Raw genomic sequence first — 20,326 nt, 5'->3', positions numbered from 1 at the left:
TTGTCGTAGGTTCGGGGAGTGCCCAGGCAGCCGTACGACAGCGAGCGCGGCATTCTGCATCCCCGCGAGCAGGCCCGGCACCGGAGCCTGAGCCGGCTCCTCCCGAGCCCCGGCATCGACCGGTTCGTGGAGTGGTACTGGATCGTCGAGTGGGACCTCCAGGAGCCGTACGTGGCCGAGGTGCTGCCGTATCCGTGCGTCAACGTGACGTTCGAGGAGCCGGGCGGCGCGTTCGTGAACGGGGTCTGCACCCGCAAGTTCGAGCGGGAGCTGGTCGGCCGGGGCCGGGTCTTCGGGGTGAAGTTCTGGGCCGGCGGGTTCGGCGCGATGACCGGGCTCGACGTCGGCTCGTTCCGCGACCAGGTGCTGCCCTTGCGCGACGTGTTCGACGACGCCGACCGGTTGGCCGACCTGGTCTTCGCCGAGTCCGACGACGTCCGCCGCCGAGCCGTCTTCGAGGCGTACCTGTCCGATCACCTGGTGGCGGCGGACGCGCAGTACGAGCTGGTCCGGGCGGTGATCGCGGCGATGAGCGAGGATCGCGAGCTGACCCGCGTCGACCAGGTCACCGAGCGCTTCGACCTCCCCATCCGCAAACTCCAACGCCTCTTCCGCCGGTACGTCGGCGTAGGACCCAAGTGGGTCCTACGCCGCTACCGCCTCCACGACGGAGCCGACCTGCTGGCCCGCGGCGAGCTCACCGACCTGGCCACCCTCTCCACCGCCCTCGGCTACTTCGACCAGGCCCACTTCTCCCACGAATTCAAAGAACAAATAGGCCTGACCCCAGCCGAGTACGCCACCAGAGCCGCCGCCGAATCCCAAATCACCTACCGCTGACGCACCACGACAGCCATCCCGGTGGCAACCAGCGTCGCGGCGATGGCGAGGGCGAACCCCAGCTGCGATCCATGCGTGTCGACTGCCCGACCAGCGACCGCAGCACCCATTGCGATGCCGGCTGCACTGCCAGAGTTCAACCAGGTAAAGGCTTGGGTGAGTACTGCGGGCTCGACCTCCGACTCGGCGAGCACCGACGACAACACCTGGATCGGCGCGAGCGCCAAGCCAGGTAGAGCCAGTGCGAGCGCAAGTGTCAGCGGACTGTCTGCTGCAAGCAACGGCAGGGTGGTGACGAACAGGATCGCCATGGCGGCGACGAACTGGGTCCTGGCAGGCATGCGCCAGCGCCTTGCTCCGTAGGCGATTCCGGCTGCCAGGCTGATCAGGCTGGTGATGCTGTAGAGCGGTCCAGCGAGCGAGGCCGAGTCTCTGCCGACGGCGAAGGCAGTCACCGAGACCTGCATGCTGCCGAAGAACAGGCCGACGCCGACGTTGGTACCGGCGAGTGCCAGGAATCCCTTGGTCAGTAGGCGTCCTGAGCCTTCAGCGCGGACGCCGGCGGTGGGTGGTGGCGCCGTGCTGCGTTGCACCGCCAGAGACAGACCCCCGCTGACTACCAGGGTTGTCGCGAGGATGGAGCCGGCCACTGGGGACACCAGAGCGCTGACTGTGCCAATCAGCGCTGGGCCGACCAGGAAGGCCAGGCCTGTGCCCAGTGACTCCAGGGCGAACCCAGAGGAGAGAGCTGGGACTCCCCGGAGAGCGTGCGACCAGCGGGCGGCCGTCTGGGCCCCGATCTGGGGTAGGGAAGCTCCAGCGAGCACTCCGGCCAGTACGAGCATCCAGAGCGGTGCGGCTGCCAGTGTCAGGGCGATGAGCAGCGCCATCGCCATGGTGTGCAGGAGCAGGGTGATGGGGAGCATGCGGGGTTGGCCGTGGCGGTCGATTAGGCGGGCTACTTGTGGGCCGCCTACTGCTTCGGCGACGGCGAAGCCGCCGGTTACTGCGCCTGCTAGGGCGTACGAGCCGGTGGAGCCGTGGACCAGCCAGACGATGCCCAGGCCGGTCATGGCGATGCCGATCCGGGCTGGTGCGGCGGCCAGGTAGAACTTCAACGCTCCCGGGGTGCGCAGGGCGACTCGGTAGCCGCTCTCTGTCTGCTGCACGTGCTGGGGCGTGCGGATCCGTCCGGTGAGTGCCGGCACGGTAGTACCTTCCGCTGCCCGGCGGGGCGGTGACCTGACCGTGGGCGTCCTACTACGCCGGTCCGTCGTTGCCGCCTACAACCGTCCAAGTTCGGCAGGAAGCGGGGACGCACGCCGCCTGCCGGCTATGTCACCGGGCAGAACCTCGAGGGTTTTGATGACTCGCTGAGTCTACTACCTTGCAACACCGGCACGAGCCCGCTTATGTCCACCTCTGCCGCAACCACCACGTCCCCAGCGAACCCGTACGCCGCAAGCTCCCGCCCGCCAGCACACTCATGCAGCACTTCGGGGAGCTCCCCCGCCACCTCCCGGTACGCCGCTGCAGCCGCCCGAGCCTCCGGCGACAGCGGGCCGACTCCACGGTCAGCCAGGCCGGCCACGAACGCGCCGGCACCCCAGAGGTCCTCCACTGCCGGGCGCAGCGAGCCGTCGGTCCACCTCTCACCCGCTGCGATCGCGACCACGGTCAGCGACGGGTCAGCGGTCAACCGGGCAGCAACCCAGTCCGCGGCGGCGGAGGTGTTGCGCAGGGATACAGCCAGGACGGTCGAGCCGCTGTCGCTGAGTTGCTGGGAGATGGTCGAGCCGTTGGGCGATGGGAGCACCAGTCTTCGCACACCCTGGGCCTGGCGGATGGAGGCCGGGGAGAGGGTGATGCCCTCTTGCGACCGGCCTACGGCCAGTACGGCGTCGAGCTGTTCGGCGTACGCGACTGCTGTCTCGTCGCGCCAGCGGTACGGGTACACGTCGATTCCGAGGTCGACAGCCACCGTGACGGCAGTGGTGAAGGACAAGACATCCACCACCGCCACAATGCTGCCGGGAACAGCGGCCGCGCCGGCCGGTCCCCAGTCGAAGCCGACGCGGAATCCCTGCTGTGCGTAGGGGCTGGTCACCCCCACAACCTACTTAAGCAAGCACGTCGGCAGCGGTCGGCGACGAGTCGCGGAGGAAGGTCGTGCAGCGCTCGGCCTCGTCCTTCTCGTCGATGATCGCCGCTGCCTTGCCGAGGACGGCCAGGCAACGCAGGAAGCCCCGGTTCGGCTCGTGCTCCCACGGGACCGGCCCGTGCCCCTTCCAGCCGTTGCGGCGGAGCGAGTCCAGACCACGGTGGTAACCGGTCCGGGCATAGGCGTACGCCTCGATCGTGCGCCCTGCCTCCAGGGCCTCCTCGGCGAGCACCGACCAGGCCAGCGAAGAGGTCGGGTACTTGGCAGCGAGGTCGACTGCGGGGGTCCCGGCGGCGAGTTCCGCAGCGGCGGGGTCGACGGGGAGTAATGTCTCGGGTGGGCCTGACAGCAGATTGTTCAATTCCATAAAGCACATCTTCGCCGATCACGCCGCCATCCCGGCACGTGACCGTCTGTCGAAATCCGTTGACCGTTCACCTGATGGCCACGGATGCTTGAGACCTTGCGTCGAGACCGCCGTGGTTCCCAGCTACGGCCGGAAGGAGGCACCGGATGAGCGTGATCGTCCTGAACGCGTCATACGAGCCGCTGCACACCGTGTCGATCCAGCACGCCATCCGGATGCTGGTCCGCGAGGTCGCAGTGGTCGAAGAGGCGCATGGTGAACGGACCATCGGTCCCTTCCCGGTGCCCAGAGTGCTCCGCTTGGTCCGTTATGTGGTGACGCACTGGCGGTACGCCGCCGGCCGGATGAAGTACAGCAAGCACGGCGTACTGCGCCGGGACAAGTTCCATTGCGCGTACTGCGGGCTGGCCAACGCCGACACGATGGATCACGTCCAACCGAGATCCAGAGGCGGCCGGACGGAGTGGCTGAACGCGGTCGCCGCCCATGCCTCGTGCAACGAGCGCAAAGGCAACCGGACGCCGTCCGAGGCCAACATGCCGCTCCTTTGGCAACCCTGGGTACCAACCCGCGCCGAGCTCGTCATACAGACATGACGGGCTATTTTTATGCCCTCTTCGCGGTCGGCTGTCCACAGCTTTGAACTGATCGCCGATCCGGGGCGGTGTCCGGTGCACCTTCTTAGGTGTGAACCCACAACTCAGCGTGATGACGCACATCCGCGGCGGGGTCTTCACGCGAGCCGATGCGCGCGCGTGCGGTTACCCCGACCCTGACATCGACTCCCTGCTGGACACCGGCGGCTGGCGCCGGATCAGGCCGGGCACCTATGCCCCGCACCAAACCCTCACCCTGGTCGACGACGCCATGCTCCACGTCCGCCGCCTCTTCCAGGTACTACGTCGCGGCGACCCCGGCCTGATCGCCAGCCACCAATCAGCCGCAGCCCTCCACGCCCTCCCCCTCTGGGGCCTGGACCTCACCCACATCCACCTCACCACCCGCACCGCCCACCCCAGCCCCGATGGCACCCACCTCCATGTCCGAGACCCCATCGGCCCCGGCATCACCACCTGGAACAAACTCCGTCTGACCACCCCAGCCCGCTGCGTGGCCGAAGTGGCCGCAACCGCCCCGCTAGCCCCTTCAGTAGCCCTAACCGAAGCCACCCTCTACGCCGGCCTAGCCACCCACCCCACCCTCAAACGAGCCGCCACCCAGCTCGCCGGCCCAGAAGAACTTGCTCGCGTGCAACGAGTACTCGAGTTGGCCAGTACCGAGTCGGCTTCGGTGGCGGAGTCTCGGCTTCGGCTGATCCTGAACGAGGCAGGGTTGCCTTCGCCGTCCTCATCGCCGCCGCCGATGCCTGACGATCAACTGGTCGATCTCGCCTGCGCGCTCTGGTTCCCGGACCAACGGACCGTCGTCGAGTTCGAGCCCCGTTTCCCCTTCTGGAGTGAGGAATTCGACGACTACGCGACCGACGCCGCCGATCGCGCCTTCGGCGCCACCCCGTCAGCGGACCCCCACCCACCCGACCCGCTCGAGTACTGCTTCATCTCCTGGCACGACCTGGACACCCCGACCACAGTCGTCGACCAACTCCGATCGACCTTCGCCCGAGCCGCCCGCCAGACCGGCGTCCATCTCTTCGACCCCACCCGGCAACGCCACCCCCGCTCAGCCTTCCGCCGCTCCCGCCTCTACCTCTCCACCGCCACCCCAGACCAACCCAGCTGACAGCCTCCGGCTATCTGAAGGGGCCGTCGGCAATCACTGCCTTGACCTCTGCCTGCGTGACGGAGTGTGGGTCGAACTCGGTGAGGGACCAGGTCGCGCCGGCGGCGACGTAGGGGGCGGGGTCGACATCGGGCTCCAGCGCAACCGCCACGTCGTACGGCGCAACCGAACCGGCCGTGGCCGAGTCGGATGGTGGCGCGAGCGGGTCGGATTGGAGTGCTTCGGTGCGGAAGGTTTGTACTGCGGCTACTGCTTCGGCTAGTTCGTCGGGGGAGGTGAGGTTCACCGGGAAGAAGCCGTTGTAGCGGGCGGCTCGGCGGCGGGGGCGGGTGTTGCCGGGGAAGCCTGCGATCCAGATGGGGATGCCGTCGGGCTGGGCCGGCTTGGGGAGGAACTCGACGTCGTTGACGGTGTAGTGGGTGCCTTGGTGATGGACTGGTTCGCCCGTCCAGGCGCCGCGGAGGATGTCCAGTGACTCGTCTGTCATGGCGGCCCGGGTCCGGTCGTCGGGCTCGTCGCCGAAGCGGCTGAACTCTTCACCGAAGCGGTCGGCGCCGATGCCGACGCCGAGGGTCAGGCGCCCGTTGCTCAGTACGTCGAGGGACGCGGTCTGGCGGGCGAGGACCGCCGGGCGACGGCGGGCCAGCGGTGTGACCATCGGGCCCAGCCGGAGTCGCTCGGTGACCATCGCTGCGGCGGTGAGAGCGACCCAAGGGTCGGCGACCGCGCGTACCGGGGAGCGCCAGCGCACGTGGTCCCAGACGAACAACGCGTCCCACCCCGCCTCCTCAGCGGCCGCGGCCAGCGACGCGACCACCCGCGGATCGGCCAGCTCGTCGAACAACGGGATCCAGACGGCAGATTTGAGCGAAGTCATGTCCCCCACCGTAGAAAGCGCAGGGGTTCATGAATAGCGATCTTTTCTGATGGAGGTGATCAGAGTTCCCGATGTTCAGACGGCTGTCCGCTAGCGGGACGAGGGTCTGGCGGGGTGCGGTTTGTCGGTGGGTGGGTTGCGGAGGACCCGGTATGCCCCGGCCGTGCGGCTGCCGCCGGAGCGGTTCGGCGACGGCCGGGTCGAGAAGGTCACCCGATAAGAACTCATCAGACCCCGGCCCCGGCGGCGGAGTCGGCGGCGGCTTGGGCTGCGGTGAGTTGGGCGATGATGGCGCCGGTGTCCATCCAGACGTTCTCGCGGCTGATCAGGCCGTCGCGGAACTCGAGGACGTGCAGCAGCCGGGCGGTGACCACGGTCCCGTTGCCCGGTACGCCGTACAGGTCGCCGACGACGGTCTGCGTCATCATCACCTCGTCGACCATGAAGTCGTCGCCGTACATCCGCCGGATCGGTTCGTAGATCTCGTCCGTCGCGCCGTCGAACAGCGCCTGGTAGACCGGCGCCACCTCGGCATGCCCCTTGCGCACGCCGAGCCCGACGACGTCGTGCTCGACATCCTCGGTCAGAGTGGCGAGCGTGGCCGCCAGATCGTGGGCAGCCTCCCCGGCGAAGTGCCGGTCGAGAACAGCGTCCATCTCAGCTGGTGTCATTGCGATCCCCCAGGGTTCGTCGTTATGCGATAGATTTATCATCATGAGAAACCATTCTCACGTCAAGGGTGTTCGATGACAGCCCGTGAGCAGCAGAAGCAGCGCACCCGGCAGGCGCTCATCGACGCGTACCTGACAATGGTTCGCGACGGCGGCGAATCGCCGACCGTTCAGCAGGTGGCCGAGAAGGCGGGGATCTCGGTCGCCACGGCGTACCGGTACTTCCCGAATCCGAAGTCGTTGCGCGACGACGGCTCGACCTTCGCGACACGCGACTTCCCGACCTTCGAGGAGGTACTGGCCGACGCCGGCGACGATCCGCTGGTCCGGGTCGAGTTGCTGATCCGGACGATCACGGGACTCCAGTTCGCGGACGAGCCGGTCTGGCGGAGCGTGTTCCAGATGACCCAGGAGCGGTGGTTCGCCCAGTGGGAGGCCGGCGGCGAGATGGTGCCGGTACGGTCCACCGCCCGCCGCGACGGCGTCGAACTGGCGCTGCGCCCACTGGCCGGCGAGCTACCGAAGAAAGACTTCGCCCGCCTGGTGAACGCGGTGATGCTGGTCTGGGGCGTAGAAGCCGTCATCGCCACCCGAGACGCCGTCGGCCTGGAACCCGGCGAAGCTCTAGACACCATGGTCTGGGCCGCCCAAGCCCTAATCCAGGCAGCCCGCAAACAGCAGGAAGGGCCCGCCTGACGGCGAGCCCTTCCAGTAAAAGCAGGTACTACGCGAGCAGCGAGGTGCCCGTCGAGCGGAGGTTCTCGCAGGCCTCGACGACTCGGGCGGCCATGCCGGCTTCGGCTGCCTTGCCCCAGGCGCGGGGGTCGTAGGCCTTCTTGTTGCCGACCTCGCCGTCGATCTTCAGCACGCCGTCATAGTTGGCGAACATGTGACCGGCGACCGGGCGGGTGAACGCGTACTGCGTGTCGGTGTCGACGTTCATCTTGATGACGCCGTGGTCGACCGCCGCGCGGATCTCCTCGAGCGTCGAGCCCGAGCCGCCGTGGAAGACCAGGTCGAACGGGCGGTCCTTGCCGACCTTGGCGCCGACCGCGTCCTGGATGTCCTTCAGGATCTCCGGGCGCAGCTTGACCGAGCCGGGCTTGTAGACGCCGTGCACGTTGCCGAAGGTCAGCGCGGTCAGGTAGCGACCGTGCTCGCCGGTGCCGAGCGCCTCGACCGTGGCCAGGCCGTCCTCGACCGTGGTGTAGAGCTTGTCGTTGATCTCGTTGGCGACGCCGTCCTCCTCACCGCCGACGACCCCCACCTCGATCTCCAGCACGATCTTCGCCGCCGCGGCCTTGGCCAGCAGCTCCTTGGCGATCTCCAGGTTCTCGTCCAGCGGCACGGCCGAGCCGTCCCACATGTGCGACTGGAACAGCGGGTTCTCGCCGCGGGCGACCCGCTCGGCGGAGATCTCCAGCAGCGGCCGGACGAAGCCGTCCAGCTTGTCCTTGGGGCAGTGGTCGGTGTGCAGCGCGATGTTCACGTTGTAGTTCTTCGCGACCTCGTGCGCGTACGCCGCCAGCGCGACCGACCCGGTGACCATGTTCTTGATGGTCGAGCCGGACAGGTACTCGGCGCCGCCGGTGGAGACCTGGACGATGCCGTCCGAGCCCGCCTCGGCGAAACCACGGATCGCGGCGGTCAGCGTCTGCGAGGAGCTGACGTTGATGGCCGGGTAGGCGAAGGCGTTCTGCTTGGCCTTGTCCAGCATCTCGGCGTAGACCTCAGGGGTGGCAATAGGCATGTCTCGCGGTACTCCTCACAGCAAAGTTCCATGTGGGTTGAGCTCCAGTATCGCCGCCGCACACTTCGTCGGACGAGGCGGCCCGCCTGCTGAGCCGGCCAGGTGACCGGGGAGCGAACAGCAGGGGAACAGACCAGTTGATGAACAGGACCGATCCAGTTTGTTACGCGGACCCCGACCGCGGACCGCGCGGGGTGAGGGCCATGTGCAGCCGGTACCGATCGGCCCGGTACGCCGACCAGGACAGCTCGACCACCTTGCGGCCGGCGAAGGTCGTGCGCTCGAGGACCAGCAGGGGTGCCCGCCTGGCCACACCGAGCACCCGGGCGACATGGCCGTCGGCGTTGTCCGCCCGGACGGTCTGCTCACCCGAGGTGACGACGACGTCGTACTCGCTGGCGAAGACGTCGTACAGGGTGCCGAGCTCGCGGCCGAGCAGGCCGGGGAAGAGCGCGGACGGGTAGTAGCCGACCTCGTAGGCCATCGGCGACGCGTCGGCCGTGCGCAGCCGCTCGACCCGGATCACCTTGGTGCCCTTGGCGACCCGCAGCCCCTTCGCGGTCTCGTCGGACGCCTCGATCTCGGTCGCCGACAAGACGACCGTGCCGGGCTCGAGACCACGGGCGCGCATCTCCCGGGAGAACGAGGTCAGGTGCAGCTGGGAGTCGACCTGCGGGCCGGTGACGAAGGTCCCCTTGCCGTGCACGCGCTCCAGCGCGCCCGACTCGACCAGGTCGCTGATCGCCTGCCGGACGGTCACCCGGGAGACGTTCAGCTTGTCCACCAGCGCGCGCTCGGAAGGGATCGGGTCGCCCGGGTGCAGCTCGACGTCGATCAGCCGTTCCAGTACCGATCGGACCTGGGCCCGTTTGGTCGCCACCATCGAAACTCGATCCTCCAGACCTCGGCGGAACTCGGGGGGTGCCCCGATTCACCGCTCACTGCTATCGTGCGCAGCATACCTGTTAAGACCAGATAGGACCAGTGATCGTCGTGGTGTCAACGCCCGTCCCCGTCCCTGCCACCCAGATGGCACGCGAGATCGCCGAGCAGCCGGCCGCGCTGGCCGCGACGTTCGAGCACGTGCTGCCGCTGCGGCACGAGATCACCCGGCTGGCCGCGGGCCGCCGGCACGTGATCTTCGTGGCCCGGGGCTCGTCGGACAACGCCGGCGTGTACGGCCGCTACCTGACCGAGATCCACGCCGGCCGGCAGGCCTCCCTGGCCGCGCCGTCGGTGGCCACCCTGTACGGCGCCAACCTCGACCTGTCGAACTCGCTCGTCGTCGCGGTCAGCCAGTCCGGCGCGACCCAGGAGATCGTCGACACGGCCGAGTGGGCCAAGCGCAACGGTGCGGCCATCGTCGGCATCACCAACGACGGCGACAGCCCGCTGGTCTCGGTGGCCGATGTCGCGCTCATCACCCAGGCCGGCAAGGAGCTGGCCGTTCCGGCGACCAAGACCTACACGACCCAGCTCGCCGCGATCACCGTCGCCGTCGATGCGCTGGCGCAGAAGCCGGGCACCCTGGACGCCGACATCGCCCGCGTCCCCGAGGCGGCCGCCAAGATGCTCGAAGGCTCGGTCGACGCCGCCGCCGACCTGCTCGCCGGCGCCCACGACGTACTGTCCAGCGGCCGCGGCCTCACCTTCGGCACGACGCTCGAGGTCGCCCTCAAGCTCGAGGAGACCTGCCTGCAGCCGGTCCGCGGCCTCTCGTACGCCGACCTGAAGCACGGCCCGATCGCCGTCGTCGACTCCGACCTGGTCACCATCCTGGTCGCCGCCGGCGAAGGCCCCGCCCTGCCGGGCATGACCGAGCTGGCCGCGATCGTCCGCGAGAAGGGCAGCAAGATCCTCGGCATCGGCGGCGACGCCCGCTTCGCCTCGCTGTGCGACGTCAACCTGGCCGGCCCGGACCTGCCCGAGACGCTCGCCCCGCTGGCCCTCATCATCCCGGCCCAGCGCGCGATCGAGGCCCTGGCCCGCAAGCTCGGCCTCGACCCCGACGCCCCCCGCGGCCTCCGCAAGGTCACCCAAACGGACTGACACCACCCCACCGACCAACAAACGATGGCCATGAACAAGTCAGACCTTGTTCAAGCCCACCGTTTGTTGTTCAAGCCCACCGTTTGTTGTTCACGGCCACCGGAAACTGTTCGAGCCCATCAGATGTGGGCTCGGACGAGTTCAGGCCTCGGCGCGGGACTGGTCGTAGTGGTGCTGGGCGTCGAGGATGCCGGGCATGCTGCTGGTCAGGTAGCCGATCAGGTCGAGGAGTTTGGCGGCCAGGACTTCGCCGGTCGGCGTGAGGCTGTACTCGACCTTCAGCGGGAAGGTCGAGTGGACCTCCCGGATCACCAGGCCGTCGCGTTCGAGCGCCTGCAGGGACTGGGCCAGCATCTTCTGGCTGACTCCCTCGACCCGGCGGCGCAGCTCGTTGAAGCGCATCGGGCCGTCGGCCAGCGCGCCGAGCGCGAGCGATCCCCAGCGGCCGGTCACGTCCTCGAGCACCGGCCGGGACGGGCAGGCGGCGCCGAAGACGTCGTACTCCACCTCCTCAGCCATGTCACCAGCGTACCTCCGCGGGGTACCAGTTACTTGAAGGTTGTAGTACCTTCTGGAGAGCGGTATCTAGAAGTGACTACAGACCTCCACCGAAGGATGCGACCCAGATGATCGACCGACGTTCTCTGATCCGGAACAGCAGCGCGGCAGGATTCGGCGCGCTGGCGCTGGCCGCGGTGAGCAGTGGCAGCGAGCTGGCCTACGGCGCCACCGAGGGCCAGACCGGCCACAGCGACGGCTTCCCGGCCCACCTCACGGCCGCCGAGCGCAAGCACCTGAAGATCTTCGACGAGCTGGACTTCGAGATCTTCACCGGCCAGAAGTGGGACCGGCTGCACGAGAGCCACGCCCGAAACATCCGCGTGCACTGGCCCGACGGGCACTTCACCGACGGCATCGACAAGCACATCGCCGACCTGGCCGCGCTGTTCGTCTGGGCCCCGGACACCCGGATCCAGGAGCACCCGTTCCGGCTCGCCAACGGCCAGCTCACCGCGGTCACCGGTTACATGAAGGGCACCTTCACCAAGCCGATGCCGGACGGCAAGGGCGGCTTCATCCAGCCCACCGGCAAGAGCTACAACCTCCCGATGGCCACCGTCGGCATCTGGAACAAGCGCAACACCATGGACGAGGAGTACCTGTTCTGGGACAACCAGACCTTCTTCGCCCAGATCGGCCTCGGCTAGCAGCTAGAGAGTTCTAGATCCGTCCGCGCCGGCGCAGTGCGGTGCCGATCTGGTCGGCGCACTCCAGTAGCGGCTCCAGTACTTCGCATTGCAACGACGCACGGGTAGAGCGGGATGCGTGCGCCGAGACGTTGAGGGCGGCAACGGCTCGGCCACGCGAATCCCTGATCGGTACTGCGATCGACCGCAGCCCCAGCTCCAACTCCTGGTCGACCAGCGCATAGCCATCGACCCCCGCCTGCTTGATCAGCTCCCCCAGCTCCTCCACCGACGTCACGGTGTGCTCCGTCATCGCCTCCGGCTCCAGAGCCGCCAGGTACGCCGACACCTCGCCAGCGGACGCATCGGCCAGCAGCACCCGGCCCATAGAGGTCACGTACGCCGGTAAGCGCGCCCCCACGCCCAGCGCGACGGTCATGATCCGCCTGGTGGGCACCCGGGCGACGTACACGATGTCTGGCAGGTCAAGCGTCGCTATCGAGCAGGACTCGCGGGTCTTGAGGCTCAGCTCCTCCATGTACGGCCCGGCGATGTCGCCGAGGTCCAGCGAGGACAGGTAGGCCCAGCCGAGAGCCAGCACGCGCGGCGTGAGCGAGAACCGCCGCCCGTCGCTCCGGACATACCCGAGCTCTTCGAGCGTCAGCAAGATCCGTCGCGCGGTCGCCGGCGTGATGCCGACCTCTCGGGCCACCTCGCTCAGCGTCAGCGACGGCTGCTCGGCGTCGAACGCACGGATCACGGCCAGCCCACGCTCCAGCCCTTGGAGGAACGTGCCGCCCGAGCTTGTAGACGCATCACCAACCATGAGCTAGCCTTTTCGTTGAAAGAAGAATCTTTCGCTGAGCGAAATCCTAGCACTAAATATCTCCAGCGGAGTTGCTGATGACAAGTCCAGTGCCCCTCGCCGAGGCGATCGCCGCGCACGTCCACGACGGGGACACGGTCGCGCTGGAGGGATTCACGCATCTGATCCCCTTCGCTGCGGCCCATGAGATCGCTCGGCAGGGCCGGCGGCACCTGACGCTGGTCCGGATGACGCCCGACCTCATCTACGACCAGCTGATCGGTCTGGGCTGCGCTGACGAGATCGTCTTCTCGTACGGCGGCAACCCTGGTGTGGGGTCGCTGCACCGGCTGCGCGATGCAGTGGAGAACCACTGGCCGCACCGGCTCGTAGTACACGAGCACAGCCATGCAGGACTGGCCAATGCGTACTCCGCCGGGGCTGCGCGGCTGCCGTTCGCAGTACTGCGGGGCTACCGCGGCACTGATCTGGAGGAGCAGCGGGACATCATCAGCCGGGTCACTTGCCCCTTCACCGGCGAGGAACTGGCCGCGGTGAAGGCGGTGAACCCGGATGTCGCGGTGATACACGCGCAGCTGGCCGACCGCGACGGCAACGTGATGCTCTGGGGGATCACTGGGGTGCAGCGGGAGGCAGTGCTCGCCGCCAAGCGGGCCATCGTCACCGTGGAAGAGGTGGTGGACGAGTTCCCCGAGCGCACTGGTGCAGTGATCCTGCCGAACTGGGTGCTGTCGGCGGTGAGCGTCGTACCAAATGGCGCTTGGCCGTCGTACGCCGCTGGGTATTCCGTGCGGGACAACGACTTCTACCAGCAGTGGGATGCGGTATCGCGCGATCGCGAGTCCTTCCTCGCCTGGGCTGCCGAGAACGACCTCAAGGAGACCAGCGATGTCTGAGTGGACGAGCGCGGACATGATGAACGTCGCGGCGGCGCGCGAGTTGCTCGACGGGGATGTGTGCCTGGTCGGTGTCGGGCCGCCCAATCTGGCGGCCAACCTGGCTCGGCGTACGCATGCGCCGAACTGCCGGCTCGTCTACGAGTCGGGTGCGATCGACGCGAAGCCGAAGAAGCTGCCGCTGTCGATCGGTGACGACGATCTGGCGGCGACGGCGGTCTCCGTGGTGTCCGTACCGGAGATGTTCAACTTCTGGGTCGGGGCCGGGCGGATCGATGTCGGATTCCTCGGGGCGGCGCAGATCGACCGGTTCGGGAACATCAACACGACGGTGATCGGTGCGCACGCGGATCCGAAGGTGCGGTTGCCCGGTGCGGGCGGGGCGCCGGAGATCGCGGCGGCGGCCGGGCGGGTGATCGTGATCGTCAAGCAGTCGCCGCGGACCTTCGTCGAGCGGGTCGACTTCATCTCGTCGGTCGGCTACGGCCCGACCGGCCGCGAACGACAGGCACCTGGCGCCGGGCCGACGCTCGTCATCACGGACCACGGAGTACTTCAGCCAGACCCCGACACCAACGAGCTGACCATGACCCGCCTGCACCCCGGCGTCACCGCCGAGCAGGCGATCGCGGCAACCGGATGGCCACTGAAGGTTGCCGACAGCATCGAAGCTGTCCCGGCACCGACCGACCACGAGCTGGCCACCCTCCGCAAACTCCGCGACCGGGAGCCCTTCGATGACTGAGCCCTTCACCCATGTCGGACTACCCAGCCGGGTCGTCCTCGGCGCCGGCTCGCTCGATCGGGTGGCCGACGAGGTCGGCCTGCTCGGCGTCGAACGGGTGCTGCTGATCGCCACACGGTCCGCCCGCGACTCGGCTGATCTGGTCGAGCGCTCCCTTGGCGACCGGTTCGCCGGCCGCATCGACGAGGTCCGCCAACACGTCCCGAAGGAAATGGCCGATGCGGCCCGCGCCAAGGCGCGGGAGGTGGGGGCCACCGGAATCGTCGCGATCGGCGGAGGCTCGGCCATCGGCCTCGCGAAAGCCATCGCTCTCACCACCACCAACGCCGCCGAAGGCGACGGCCTAGCCGCGAGGGCGGGCGGGAGCACCGCCAGCACGGCGGATGTGGGTGCAGCAGGGGCGGGGCTGGCGATTGTTGCTGTGCCGACTACCTACTCCGGGTCAGAGATGACGGCGGTTTGGGGGGAGACCGAGGGCGGTAGCAAGACCACCGGCACTGACCTGCGGGTTCTACCGAAGTCGGTTGTCTATGACCCGGTGCTCAGTCGGCAGCTGCCGTTGAAGGTGACTGCGGCAAGTGTGGCTAACGCATTGGCGCATTGTGTCGAGGCGACCTGGACCGAGAAGGCCGATCCGATCAACGACGTCATCGCGGTCGAGGCGGCGCGGGCACTGCGCGAAGGACTCCTGCGGGTGCTGGAGAGCAGCGCCGATCTGGATGCCCGGAGCAACCTTTTGTACGGCGCTTCGCTGGCTGGGTCGGCGATGGCCAGTGCGGGCACCGGGTTGCATCACAAGCTTTGTCACCTGCTCGGTGGGATGTACAACCTTCCGCACGCGGAGACCCACGCAGCCGTTCTTCCGCAGGTGACCAGGGTGAAGGCGCCTGAGGTCCCCCGCGCCAAGGCGAGGCTCGAAGAAGCGTTGCAGACAAAGGATCTGGCGACCGGGTTGTTCGATCTGTTCAGCGCCGCGGGAGTCCCGACGAGTCTGCGGGAGCTCGGCCTCACCGAAGAGCAGGCGGCGGAAGCGGCCGAGCGGTTTCAAGCGAGTACTTCCGTCGACGTCAGAGAAATCCTCCATCGAGCTTGGGCAGGTGAACGATGAGCTCCGCATACCTGCTGGACGCCGTCCGTACCCCGGTAGGAAAACTGGGCGGCGCACTGGCCGGCGGCCGCCCCGACGATCTGGCCGCCGTCACCCTCCGCGAGTTGCTGGTCAGGCATCCCAGCCTCGACCCGGCGCTGATCGACGACGTCTTCCTCGGCAACGCGAACGGCGCCGGCGAGGAGAACCGCGACGTCGCCAGGATGGCCGCATTGCTCGCCGGCTATCCGACCAGCGTCCCCGGTACCACCGTCAACCGACTCTGCGGCTCCGGACTGGAGGCCGCGATCCAAGCGGCAAGAGCAATCGAGACCGGCGACGCATCTCTCGTCGTAGCCGGTGGAGTCGAGTCGATGAGTCGGGCGCCCTGGGTCCTCCCAAAGCCCGACAAGGCATACCCCCATGGCAGCGTGATGGCCGAGTCGACGTCCCTCGGCTGGCGCCTCATCAATCCGCGGATGCCGAAGGAATGGACCGTCTCCCTCGGCGAGGCCACCGAGCAGCTCGCCGAGCGGTACAACGTCGGTCGCGAGGCGCAGGACCTCTTCGCCCTGGAGAGCCACGAGAAGGCTGGCAAGGCCTGGGCAGCGGGCAAGTTCGACGCCGAGATCGTCCCCTGGGAGCACCTCGCGCCGATCCTCCCGAAGAAGACGACACCGCTGTCGAGGGACGAGTCCATCCGTGACGGCGGGACCCCGGAAGTCATGGCGAAGCTCAAGCCGGCCTTCCGCGACGACGGCACGGTCACCGCGGGCAACGCCTCCACCCTCAACGACGGCGCGTCCGCGGTACTGATCGCCGACGAGGCAACTGCCCAGAGCCTCGGCATCACTCCCCTGGCGCGGATCGTCAGCCGGGCCGTGCACGGCGTCGAACCCCAGTACTTCGGTATCGCCCCCGTCGAGGCCTCCCGCAAGGCGCTCGCCAAGGCCGGTATCGGCTGGGACGACCTCACCCTGGTCGAACTCAACGAGGCGTACGCGGCGCAAAGCCTTGCCTGCTTGGGCGAATGGCCTGAGCTGGACCGTACGAAGGTGAACGTGAACGGCGGAGCGATCGCGCTCGGGCATCCGCTCGGCAGCTCCGGTACGCGAATTCTGACCACGCTGGCGCACGAGCTGCGCCGCCGTGGTGGCGGTTACGGCTTGGCGACCCTGTGCATCGGTGTCGGCCAAGGAACAGCGATGGTCATCGAGGCATGAGGAGCGACATGGATCTGGCTGGGGACGAGCTCACCGACGCGGTCGTCGCGAGTTTCGACGGGAGCAAAGACGAGCGCACCAAGACGGTACTGAGCGCGCTGGTCCGGCATCTGCACGAGTTCGCCCGCGAGGTCGAGCTGACCGAGGAGGAGTGGTTCACCGGGATCGACTTCCTGACCCGGACCGGGCACACGTCCACCGGCACGCGGCAGGAGTTCGTGTTGCTGTCCGACGTACTCGGGTTGTCCATGCTGACCGTCGGCCTGGGCAACAAGAAGCCGGCCGGGGCGACCCAGTCGACCGTGTTCGGGCCGTTCTTCGTCGAGGGCTCACCCGAGATCAAGCTCGGTGACGACCTGTCCAACGGCGCGCCCGGCCAGCCCTGCCTGGTGTCGGGGCGGGTCCTCGACCTGCAGGGCAAGCCGATCGCCGGGGCACTGGTGGAGACCTGGCAAGCCGACGAGGACGGCTTCTACGACGTCCAGAAGAACCTCGACGGACCGCAGAACCGCGGCCATCTGACCACCGATGCCGATGGCAACTACTCGTTCTGGGCCGTGCGCCCGGTCGCCTACCCGATCCCGGACGACGGCCCGGTCGGCGAGCTGCTGCGGGCCGGCGGCCGCGGCCCGATGCGCCCGGCCCACATCCACTTCATGGTCACCGCGCCCGGTTTCTCCCGGCTCATCACGCACGTCTTCGCGGCCGGCGACGAGCACCTGCACGACGACGCCGTCTTCGGCGTGAAGGACTCGCTGATCGCCGAGTTCACCGAGCACCCGGCCGGTACGGCGCCTGACGGCCGCGTACTCGACCAGCCCTACTCGACCGTCCAGTACGACCTGGTGCTCGCCACCGACGAGGAGACCCGAGCATTGTGATGGAAACCGATGTGCTGATCGTCGGCACCGGGCCGGCTGGAGGAGCCGCCTCGCTCTTCCTGTCCAGCTACGGGATCGACAACGTAGTACTGACTCGCTACGGCTGGACCGCCAACACTCCGCGGGCCCACATCACCAACCAGCGCACGATCGAGCTGATGCGCGACATGGGCATCGAGGACCAGATCATCGGCAAGGGCACCGAGCACGCGCTGATGGGCCAGACCGCCTTCTGCACCAGCCTCGCCGGTGAGGAGATCGGCCGGATCCGCACCTGGGGGACGCATCCGCAGCGCCTGGCCGACTACACCGAGGCCAGCCCGACGCTGCCCTGCGACCTGCCCCAGACGCTGTTCGAGCCGATCCTGGTCAGTACTGCGGCCAGCCGCGGCGCGCGTTTGAGGTTCGACACGGAGTACGTGTCGCTGGAGCAGGACGACGACGGGGTGACCGCGACTGTCCGCGACCGGCTGTCGGGCGAGACGTACCAGATCCGGGCGAAGTACCTGATAGGCGCGGACGGCGGCCGGAGCAAGGTCGCCCAGGACATCGGGCTGCCGATGGCCGGCGCGATGGACATCGAAGGCTCGATGAACATCGTCTTCGAGGCCGACCTGTCGAAGTACGTCGCGCACCGGCCGAGCGTCCTCTACTGGGTCCTTCAGCCAGGCGCCCAGATCGGTGGCATCGGCGCCGGGCTGGTCCGGATGGTCCGGCCGTGGAACGAGTGGCTGATCGTCTGGGGCTACGACATCAACCAGCCCGCGCCGGTGGTCGACGAGGCGATGGCGACCGAGATCGTGCACAACCTGGTGGGTGACGACACGATCGACGTGAAGCTGAAGGGCACCTCGGTGTGGAGCGTCAACCACATGTACGCCGAGAAGGCGTCGGTCGGCCGGGTGTTCTGCATGGGCGATGCGATCCATCGGCACCCGCCGTCGAACGGGCTCGGGTCGAACACGTCGATCCAGGACGCGTACAACCTGGCCTGGAAGCTAGCGCTCGTCCTCAAGGGCCAGGCGTCGCCGAAGCTGCTCGACACCTATGACGAGGAGCGCACCCCGATCGCCAAGCAGATCGTGGATCGCGCGAACAAGAGCCGCACGCAGTTCGGGCAGATCTTCCATGCGCTCGGGATGACTCCGGACGCTCCGGCGGGCCGGACGATCGACTCGCGCAAGGACGACAGCCCTGAGGGCGCCGCGCAGCGCGAGGAGTTGCGCAAGGCGATCGAGCTCAAGGACTACGAGTTCAACGCCCATGGGGTGGAGCTCGGGCAGCGGTACAAGTCGGGTGCGGTCATCTCGGACGGTACTGACGAGCCGGAGTACACCAGGGATCCGGAGCTCTACTACCACCCGACTACCTGGCCGGGTGCGCGGATCCCGCACTGCTGGTTGACCAGGGGCACCGAGACCGTCTCCACGCTGGATGTGGTCGGCAAGGGCCGCTTCACCCTGCTCACCGGTATCGGCGGCGAGGCCTGGGTCAAGGCGGCCCGGGCGATCGCCGAGGAGACCGGTGTCGAGGTGGAGGCGTTCGTGATCGGCCCTGGTCGCGAGTTGGACGACCTGTACGGCGACTGGGCGCGACTGCGCGAGATCACCGACAACGGGTGCCTACTGGTTCGGCCGGACGCTCATATCGCCTACCGGTCGCATGACCTGCCTGCCGACCCCACTGCTGCGCTGGGCGACGCGTTCCGGGCTCTGCTCAACCGGTAGCCAGCACTAGCCAGCCGTGCGCTGGTACCAGCAACGGGTCCTCCGGTAGGTGACCAGGATCCGACTGCGCTGCGATGACGAGGCCTGCCACTTCCACTGGGAAGCGGTAGGCCTCGTCTCCTACGTTGAGGAGCAGCAGTAGCTGGCCACGCGCGTCACCGGAGCGCAGTGCGAGGGCCTGGTTGGTCAGGTGGGCGACCTTGGTCCGCGACCGTGTCAGCCACGCATTGCGACGCCGTACGCCGATCAGCCGCTGATGCAACCGATACGTCTCCCAATGGGGGTTGGCCAACTCGCTGGGCTTGTCCGGGAACTCAGGGCGGACAGCATCGTCGCCACCGACTCTGTCCTCCTTGATGCCCTGCATGGCCTGCTCGTCACCCGCGTAGATGCTGGGGATGCCGGCCACCGAGAACAGCACCGCCAGCGCGTGACCCAGGTGCCGTGGATCGTCCAGCTTGCTCGCGATGCGCGTCACGTCGTGGTTGCCGACGAAGGTCTGCGGCACCAGCGGGTCGACGAGTTGCTGGTGCCGCTCCAGCGCATACGCCAACTCGAAGAAGTTCCGGTCGTTCAGCGAACTCCAGATCGCCTTCCACAGCTCGTACTGCGTGATGGAGTCCAGCGTGCTCGTCGCCGCATAGCCCGCGTAGTCACCATGGATCAGCTCACCTACGAACCACGCCTCCGGGAACCGTTCACGCACCTCCGACAACACCGCACGCCAGAACTCGGCCGGTACTGCGTACGCCGCGTCCAGCCGCCACCCGTCGATGCCGCGCTCGAGCCAGTGGCACATCACCTCGATGACGTGCTCGCGAACGGCCGGCTCCTCGTGGTTGAGCACCAGCAAGTGCTGGTGGCCCTCGAAGTTGGCGATCGACCCGTCCGGCAACTGCCTGAACCACTCCGGCGGCGCCACGAAGCTGCGGGCAACATGGTTGAACACCCCGTCGAGCAGGATCCGCAGCCCGCGTTGCTTGGCCGCGGCAACCAGCGAGTCGAAATCGTCGTAGTCGCCCAGCCGCGGGTCGATCCGGAAGTGGTCGATCGTGTCGTAGCCGTGCGTCTCCGACTCGAAGACCGGCCCCAGCAGCAGGCCGGAGCAGCCCAGCTCGATCACATAATCGAGCCAGTTCTCCAGCCGCCCGAGCCGTGCCGTCCGGAAGCCGGTCGGCAACGCTGCCGGCTCAGCACCGACGAACCCCAATGGGTAGACGTGCCACCAGATCGCATGATCGGCCCACGGCACCATCGACGACTCCTCCCGAAACCCCTGGAGGAACACACAGTAGAGCG

22 protein-coding genes are annotated in these 20,326 nt (G+C 67.8%); 12 read left to right on the top strand and 10 right to left on the bottom strand.

Annotation, left to right across the window (positions count from 1 at the left end; all coding sequences use genetic code 11):
• Positions 1-18: 18 nt before the first annotated feature.
• Entirely contained in the window at positions 19-840 is an 822-nt protein-coding gene (locus ABD768_RS39955; RefSeq protein ID WP_343974667.1) for a DUF6597 domain-containing transcriptional factor, read from the top strand.
• Here the strand turns inward: ABD768_RS39955 and ABD768_RS39950 are convergent.
• The 3 genes from ABD768_RS39950 to ABD768_RS39940 all read right to left on the bottom strand — a co-directional run bounded on the left by ABD768_RS39950 (position 831) and on the right by ABD768_RS39940 (position 3,368).
• On the bottom strand, positions 831-2,048 hold the full coding sequence (locus ABD768_RS39950; RefSeq protein WP_344849661.1) for an MFS transporter: 1,218 nt from the start codon (positions 2,046-2,048) through the stop codon (positions 831-833). The two genes, ABD768_RS39955 and ABD768_RS39950, sit on opposite strands and share 10 nt — an antisense overlap.
• Positions 2,049-2,173: 125 nt before the next feature.
• A complete protein-coding gene (locus ABD768_RS39945) occupies positions 2,174-2,947 on the bottom strand; it encodes a 2-phosphosulfolactate phosphatase (protein WP_344849659.1) in 774 nt (257 codons plus the stop codon).
• Positions 2,948-2,960: 13 nt separating this feature from the next.
• Positions 2,961-3,368 carry a DUF3151 domain-containing protein gene (locus ABD768_RS39940; RefSeq protein ID WP_343974658.1) on the bottom strand — a complete coding sequence of 136 codons (408 nt, stop codon included), beginning with the start codon at positions 3,366-3,368 and terminating at the stop codon, positions 2,961-2,963.
• Positions 3,369-3,514: 146 nt separating this feature from the next.
• On the opposite strand from ABD768_RS39940, the gene ABD768_RS39935 reads away from it, so the two are divergent.
• Both ABD768_RS39935 and ABD768_RS39930 read left to right on the top strand, forming a co-directional pair.
• Positions 3,515-3,964, top strand: coding sequence for an HNH endonuclease (locus ABD768_RS39935; protein ID WP_164601105.1), 450 nt, complete (start codon positions 3,515-3,517; stop codon positions 3,962-3,964).
• Positions 3,965-4,055: 91 nt separating this feature from the next.
• Entirely contained in the window at positions 4,056-5,108 is a 1,053-nt protein-coding gene (locus tag ABD768_RS39930; RefSeq protein ID WP_344849655.1) for a type IV toxin-antitoxin system AbiEi family antitoxin domain-containing protein, read from the top strand.
• Between the two features lie 10 nt (positions 5,109-5,118).
• Here ABD768_RS39930 and ABD768_RS39925 read toward each other — a convergent pair whose 3' ends face one another.
• Together ABD768_RS39925 and ABD768_RS39920 are read right to left on the bottom strand one after the other, a co-directional pair.
• The gene (locus tag ABD768_RS39925; protein WP_344849653.1) at positions 5,119-5,985 is read right to left on the bottom strand and encodes an LLM class flavin-dependent oxidoreductase; all 867 of its coding nucleotides are present in this window, start codon (positions 5,983-5,985) and stop codon (positions 5,119-5,121) included.
• Positions 5,986-6,212: 227 nt separating this feature from the next.
• The gene (locus ABD768_RS39920; protein WP_344849651.1) at positions 6,213-6,656 is read right to left on the bottom strand and encodes a nuclear transport factor 2 family protein; all 444 of its coding nucleotides are present in this window, start codon (positions 6,654-6,656) and stop codon (positions 6,213-6,215) included.
• Positions 6,657-6,731: 75 nt separating this feature from the next.
• Here ABD768_RS39920 and ABD768_RS39915 point away from each other — a divergent pair, with 75 nt between their 5' ends.
• Complete coding sequence (locus ABD768_RS39915; protein ID WP_343974645.1) at positions 6,732-7,352, top strand: TetR/AcrR family transcriptional regulator; 621 nt, start codon at positions 6,732-6,734, stop codon at positions 7,350-7,352.
• Between the two features lie 28 nt (positions 7,353-7,380).
• On the opposite strand, the gene fbaA is transcribed toward ABD768_RS39915, so the two are convergent.
• Positions 7,381-8,406, bottom strand: coding sequence for a class II fructose-bisphosphate aldolase (gene fbaA, locus ABD768_RS39910; protein ID WP_343974638.1), 1,026 nt, complete (start codon positions 8,404-8,406; stop codon positions 7,381-7,383).
• Positions 8,407-8,569: 163 nt separating this feature from the next.
• Positions 8,570-9,289 (bottom strand): GntR family transcriptional regulator, encoded by a 720-nt coding sequence (locus ABD768_RS39905; RefSeq protein WP_132156117.1) that lies wholly within the window; start codon positions 9,287-9,289, stop codon positions 8,570-8,572.
• Positions 9,290-9,402: 113 nt separating this feature from the next.
• Between ABD768_RS39905 and ABD768_RS39900 the strand changes: the two genes are divergently transcribed.
• Positions 9,403-10,455: an SIS domain-containing protein gene (locus tag ABD768_RS39900; RefSeq protein WP_344849648.1), complete on the top strand. Its 1,053-nt coding sequence runs from the start codon at positions 9,403-9,405 to the stop codon at positions 10,453-10,455.
• A 141-nt stretch (positions 10,456-10,596) separates the two neighbouring features.
• Here ABD768_RS39900 and ABD768_RS39895 read toward each other — a convergent pair whose 3' ends face one another.
• Positions 10,597-10,974 (bottom strand): winged helix-turn-helix transcriptional regulator, encoded by a 378-nt coding sequence (locus ABD768_RS39895; RefSeq protein WP_344849646.1) that lies wholly within the window; start codon positions 10,972-10,974, stop codon positions 10,597-10,599.
• 107 nt (positions 10,975-11,081) lie between these two features.
• On the opposite strand from ABD768_RS39895, the gene ABD768_RS39890 reads away from it, so the two are divergent.
• A complete protein-coding gene (locus tag ABD768_RS39890) occupies positions 11,082-11,663 on the top strand; it encodes a hypothetical protein (RefSeq protein WP_343974630.1) in 582 nt (193 codons plus the stop codon).
• 13 nt (positions 11,664-11,676) lie between these two features.
• Here the strand turns inward: ABD768_RS39890 and ABD768_RS39885 are convergent, their stop codons facing one another.
• Positions 11,677-12,468, bottom strand: a complete 792-nt coding sequence (locus ABD768_RS39885; RefSeq protein ID WP_343974627.1) for an IclR family transcriptional regulator domain-containing protein — start codon at positions 12,466-12,468, stop codon at positions 11,677-11,679.
• A 77-nt stretch (positions 12,469-12,545) separates the two neighbouring features.
• Here ABD768_RS39885 and ABD768_RS39880 point away from each other — a divergent pair, with 77 nt between their 5' ends.
• The 6 genes from ABD768_RS39880 to ABD768_RS39855 are packed head-to-tail and all read left to right on the top strand — an operon-like array spanning position 12,546 to position 19,027.
• Positions 12,546-13,364 carry a CoA transferase subunit A gene (locus ABD768_RS39880; protein WP_343974624.1) on the top strand — a complete coding sequence of 273 codons (819 nt, stop codon included), beginning with the start codon at positions 12,546-12,548 and terminating at the stop codon, positions 13,362-13,364.
• On the top strand, positions 13,357-14,109 hold the full coding sequence (locus tag ABD768_RS39875; protein ID WP_344849642.1) for a CoA-transferase subunit beta: 753 nt from the start codon (positions 13,357-13,359) through the stop codon (positions 14,107-14,109). The genes ABD768_RS39880 and ABD768_RS39875 overlap by 8 nt, the downstream gene beginning before the upstream one ends.
• Positions 14,102-15,217 carry a maleylacetate reductase gene (locus tag ABD768_RS39870; RefSeq protein ID WP_344849639.1) on the top strand — a complete coding sequence of 372 codons (1,116 nt, stop codon included), beginning with the start codon at positions 14,102-14,104 and terminating at the stop codon, positions 15,215-15,217. The genes ABD768_RS39875 and ABD768_RS39870 overlap by 8 nt, the downstream gene beginning before the upstream one ends.
• Positions 15,214-16,419, top strand: coding sequence for a thiolase family protein (locus tag ABD768_RS39865; protein WP_344849637.1), 1,206 nt, complete (start codon positions 15,214-15,216; stop codon positions 16,417-16,419). Before ABD768_RS39870 ends, ABD768_RS39865 begins: the two co-directional genes overlap by 4 nt.
• 8 nt (positions 16,420-16,427) lie before the next feature.
• On the top strand, positions 16,428-17,300 hold the full coding sequence (locus ABD768_RS39860) for an intradiol ring-cleavage dioxygenase (protein ID WP_344849635.1): 873 nt from the start codon (positions 16,428-16,430) through the stop codon (positions 17,298-17,300).
• Positions 17,300-19,027, top strand: coding sequence for an FAD-dependent oxidoreductase (locus ABD768_RS39855; RefSeq protein ID WP_344849633.1), 1,728 nt, complete (start codon positions 17,300-17,302; stop codon positions 19,025-19,027). Before ABD768_RS39860 ends, ABD768_RS39855 begins: the two co-directional genes overlap by 1 nt.
• Here ABD768_RS39855 and ABD768_RS39850 read toward each other — a convergent pair.
• Complete coding sequence (locus tag ABD768_RS39850) at positions 19,017-20,282, bottom strand: alpha-amylase family glycosyl hydrolase (protein ID WP_344849631.1); 1,266 nt, start codon at positions 20,280-20,282, stop codon at positions 19,017-19,019. The genes ABD768_RS39855 and ABD768_RS39850 overlap by 11 nt on opposite strands.
• Positions 20,283-20,326 lie beyond the last annotated feature (44 nt).

Source organism: Kribbella ginsengisoli (assembly GCF_039537185.1).
In the GTDB taxonomy this organism is placed as follows: Bacteria; Actinomycetota; Actinomycetes; order Propionibacteriales; family Kribbellaceae; genus Kribbella; species Kribbella koreensis.
Note: the sequence above shows the minus strand (reverse complement) of the source record. Positions and strands in the feature narration are given on the sequence as shown.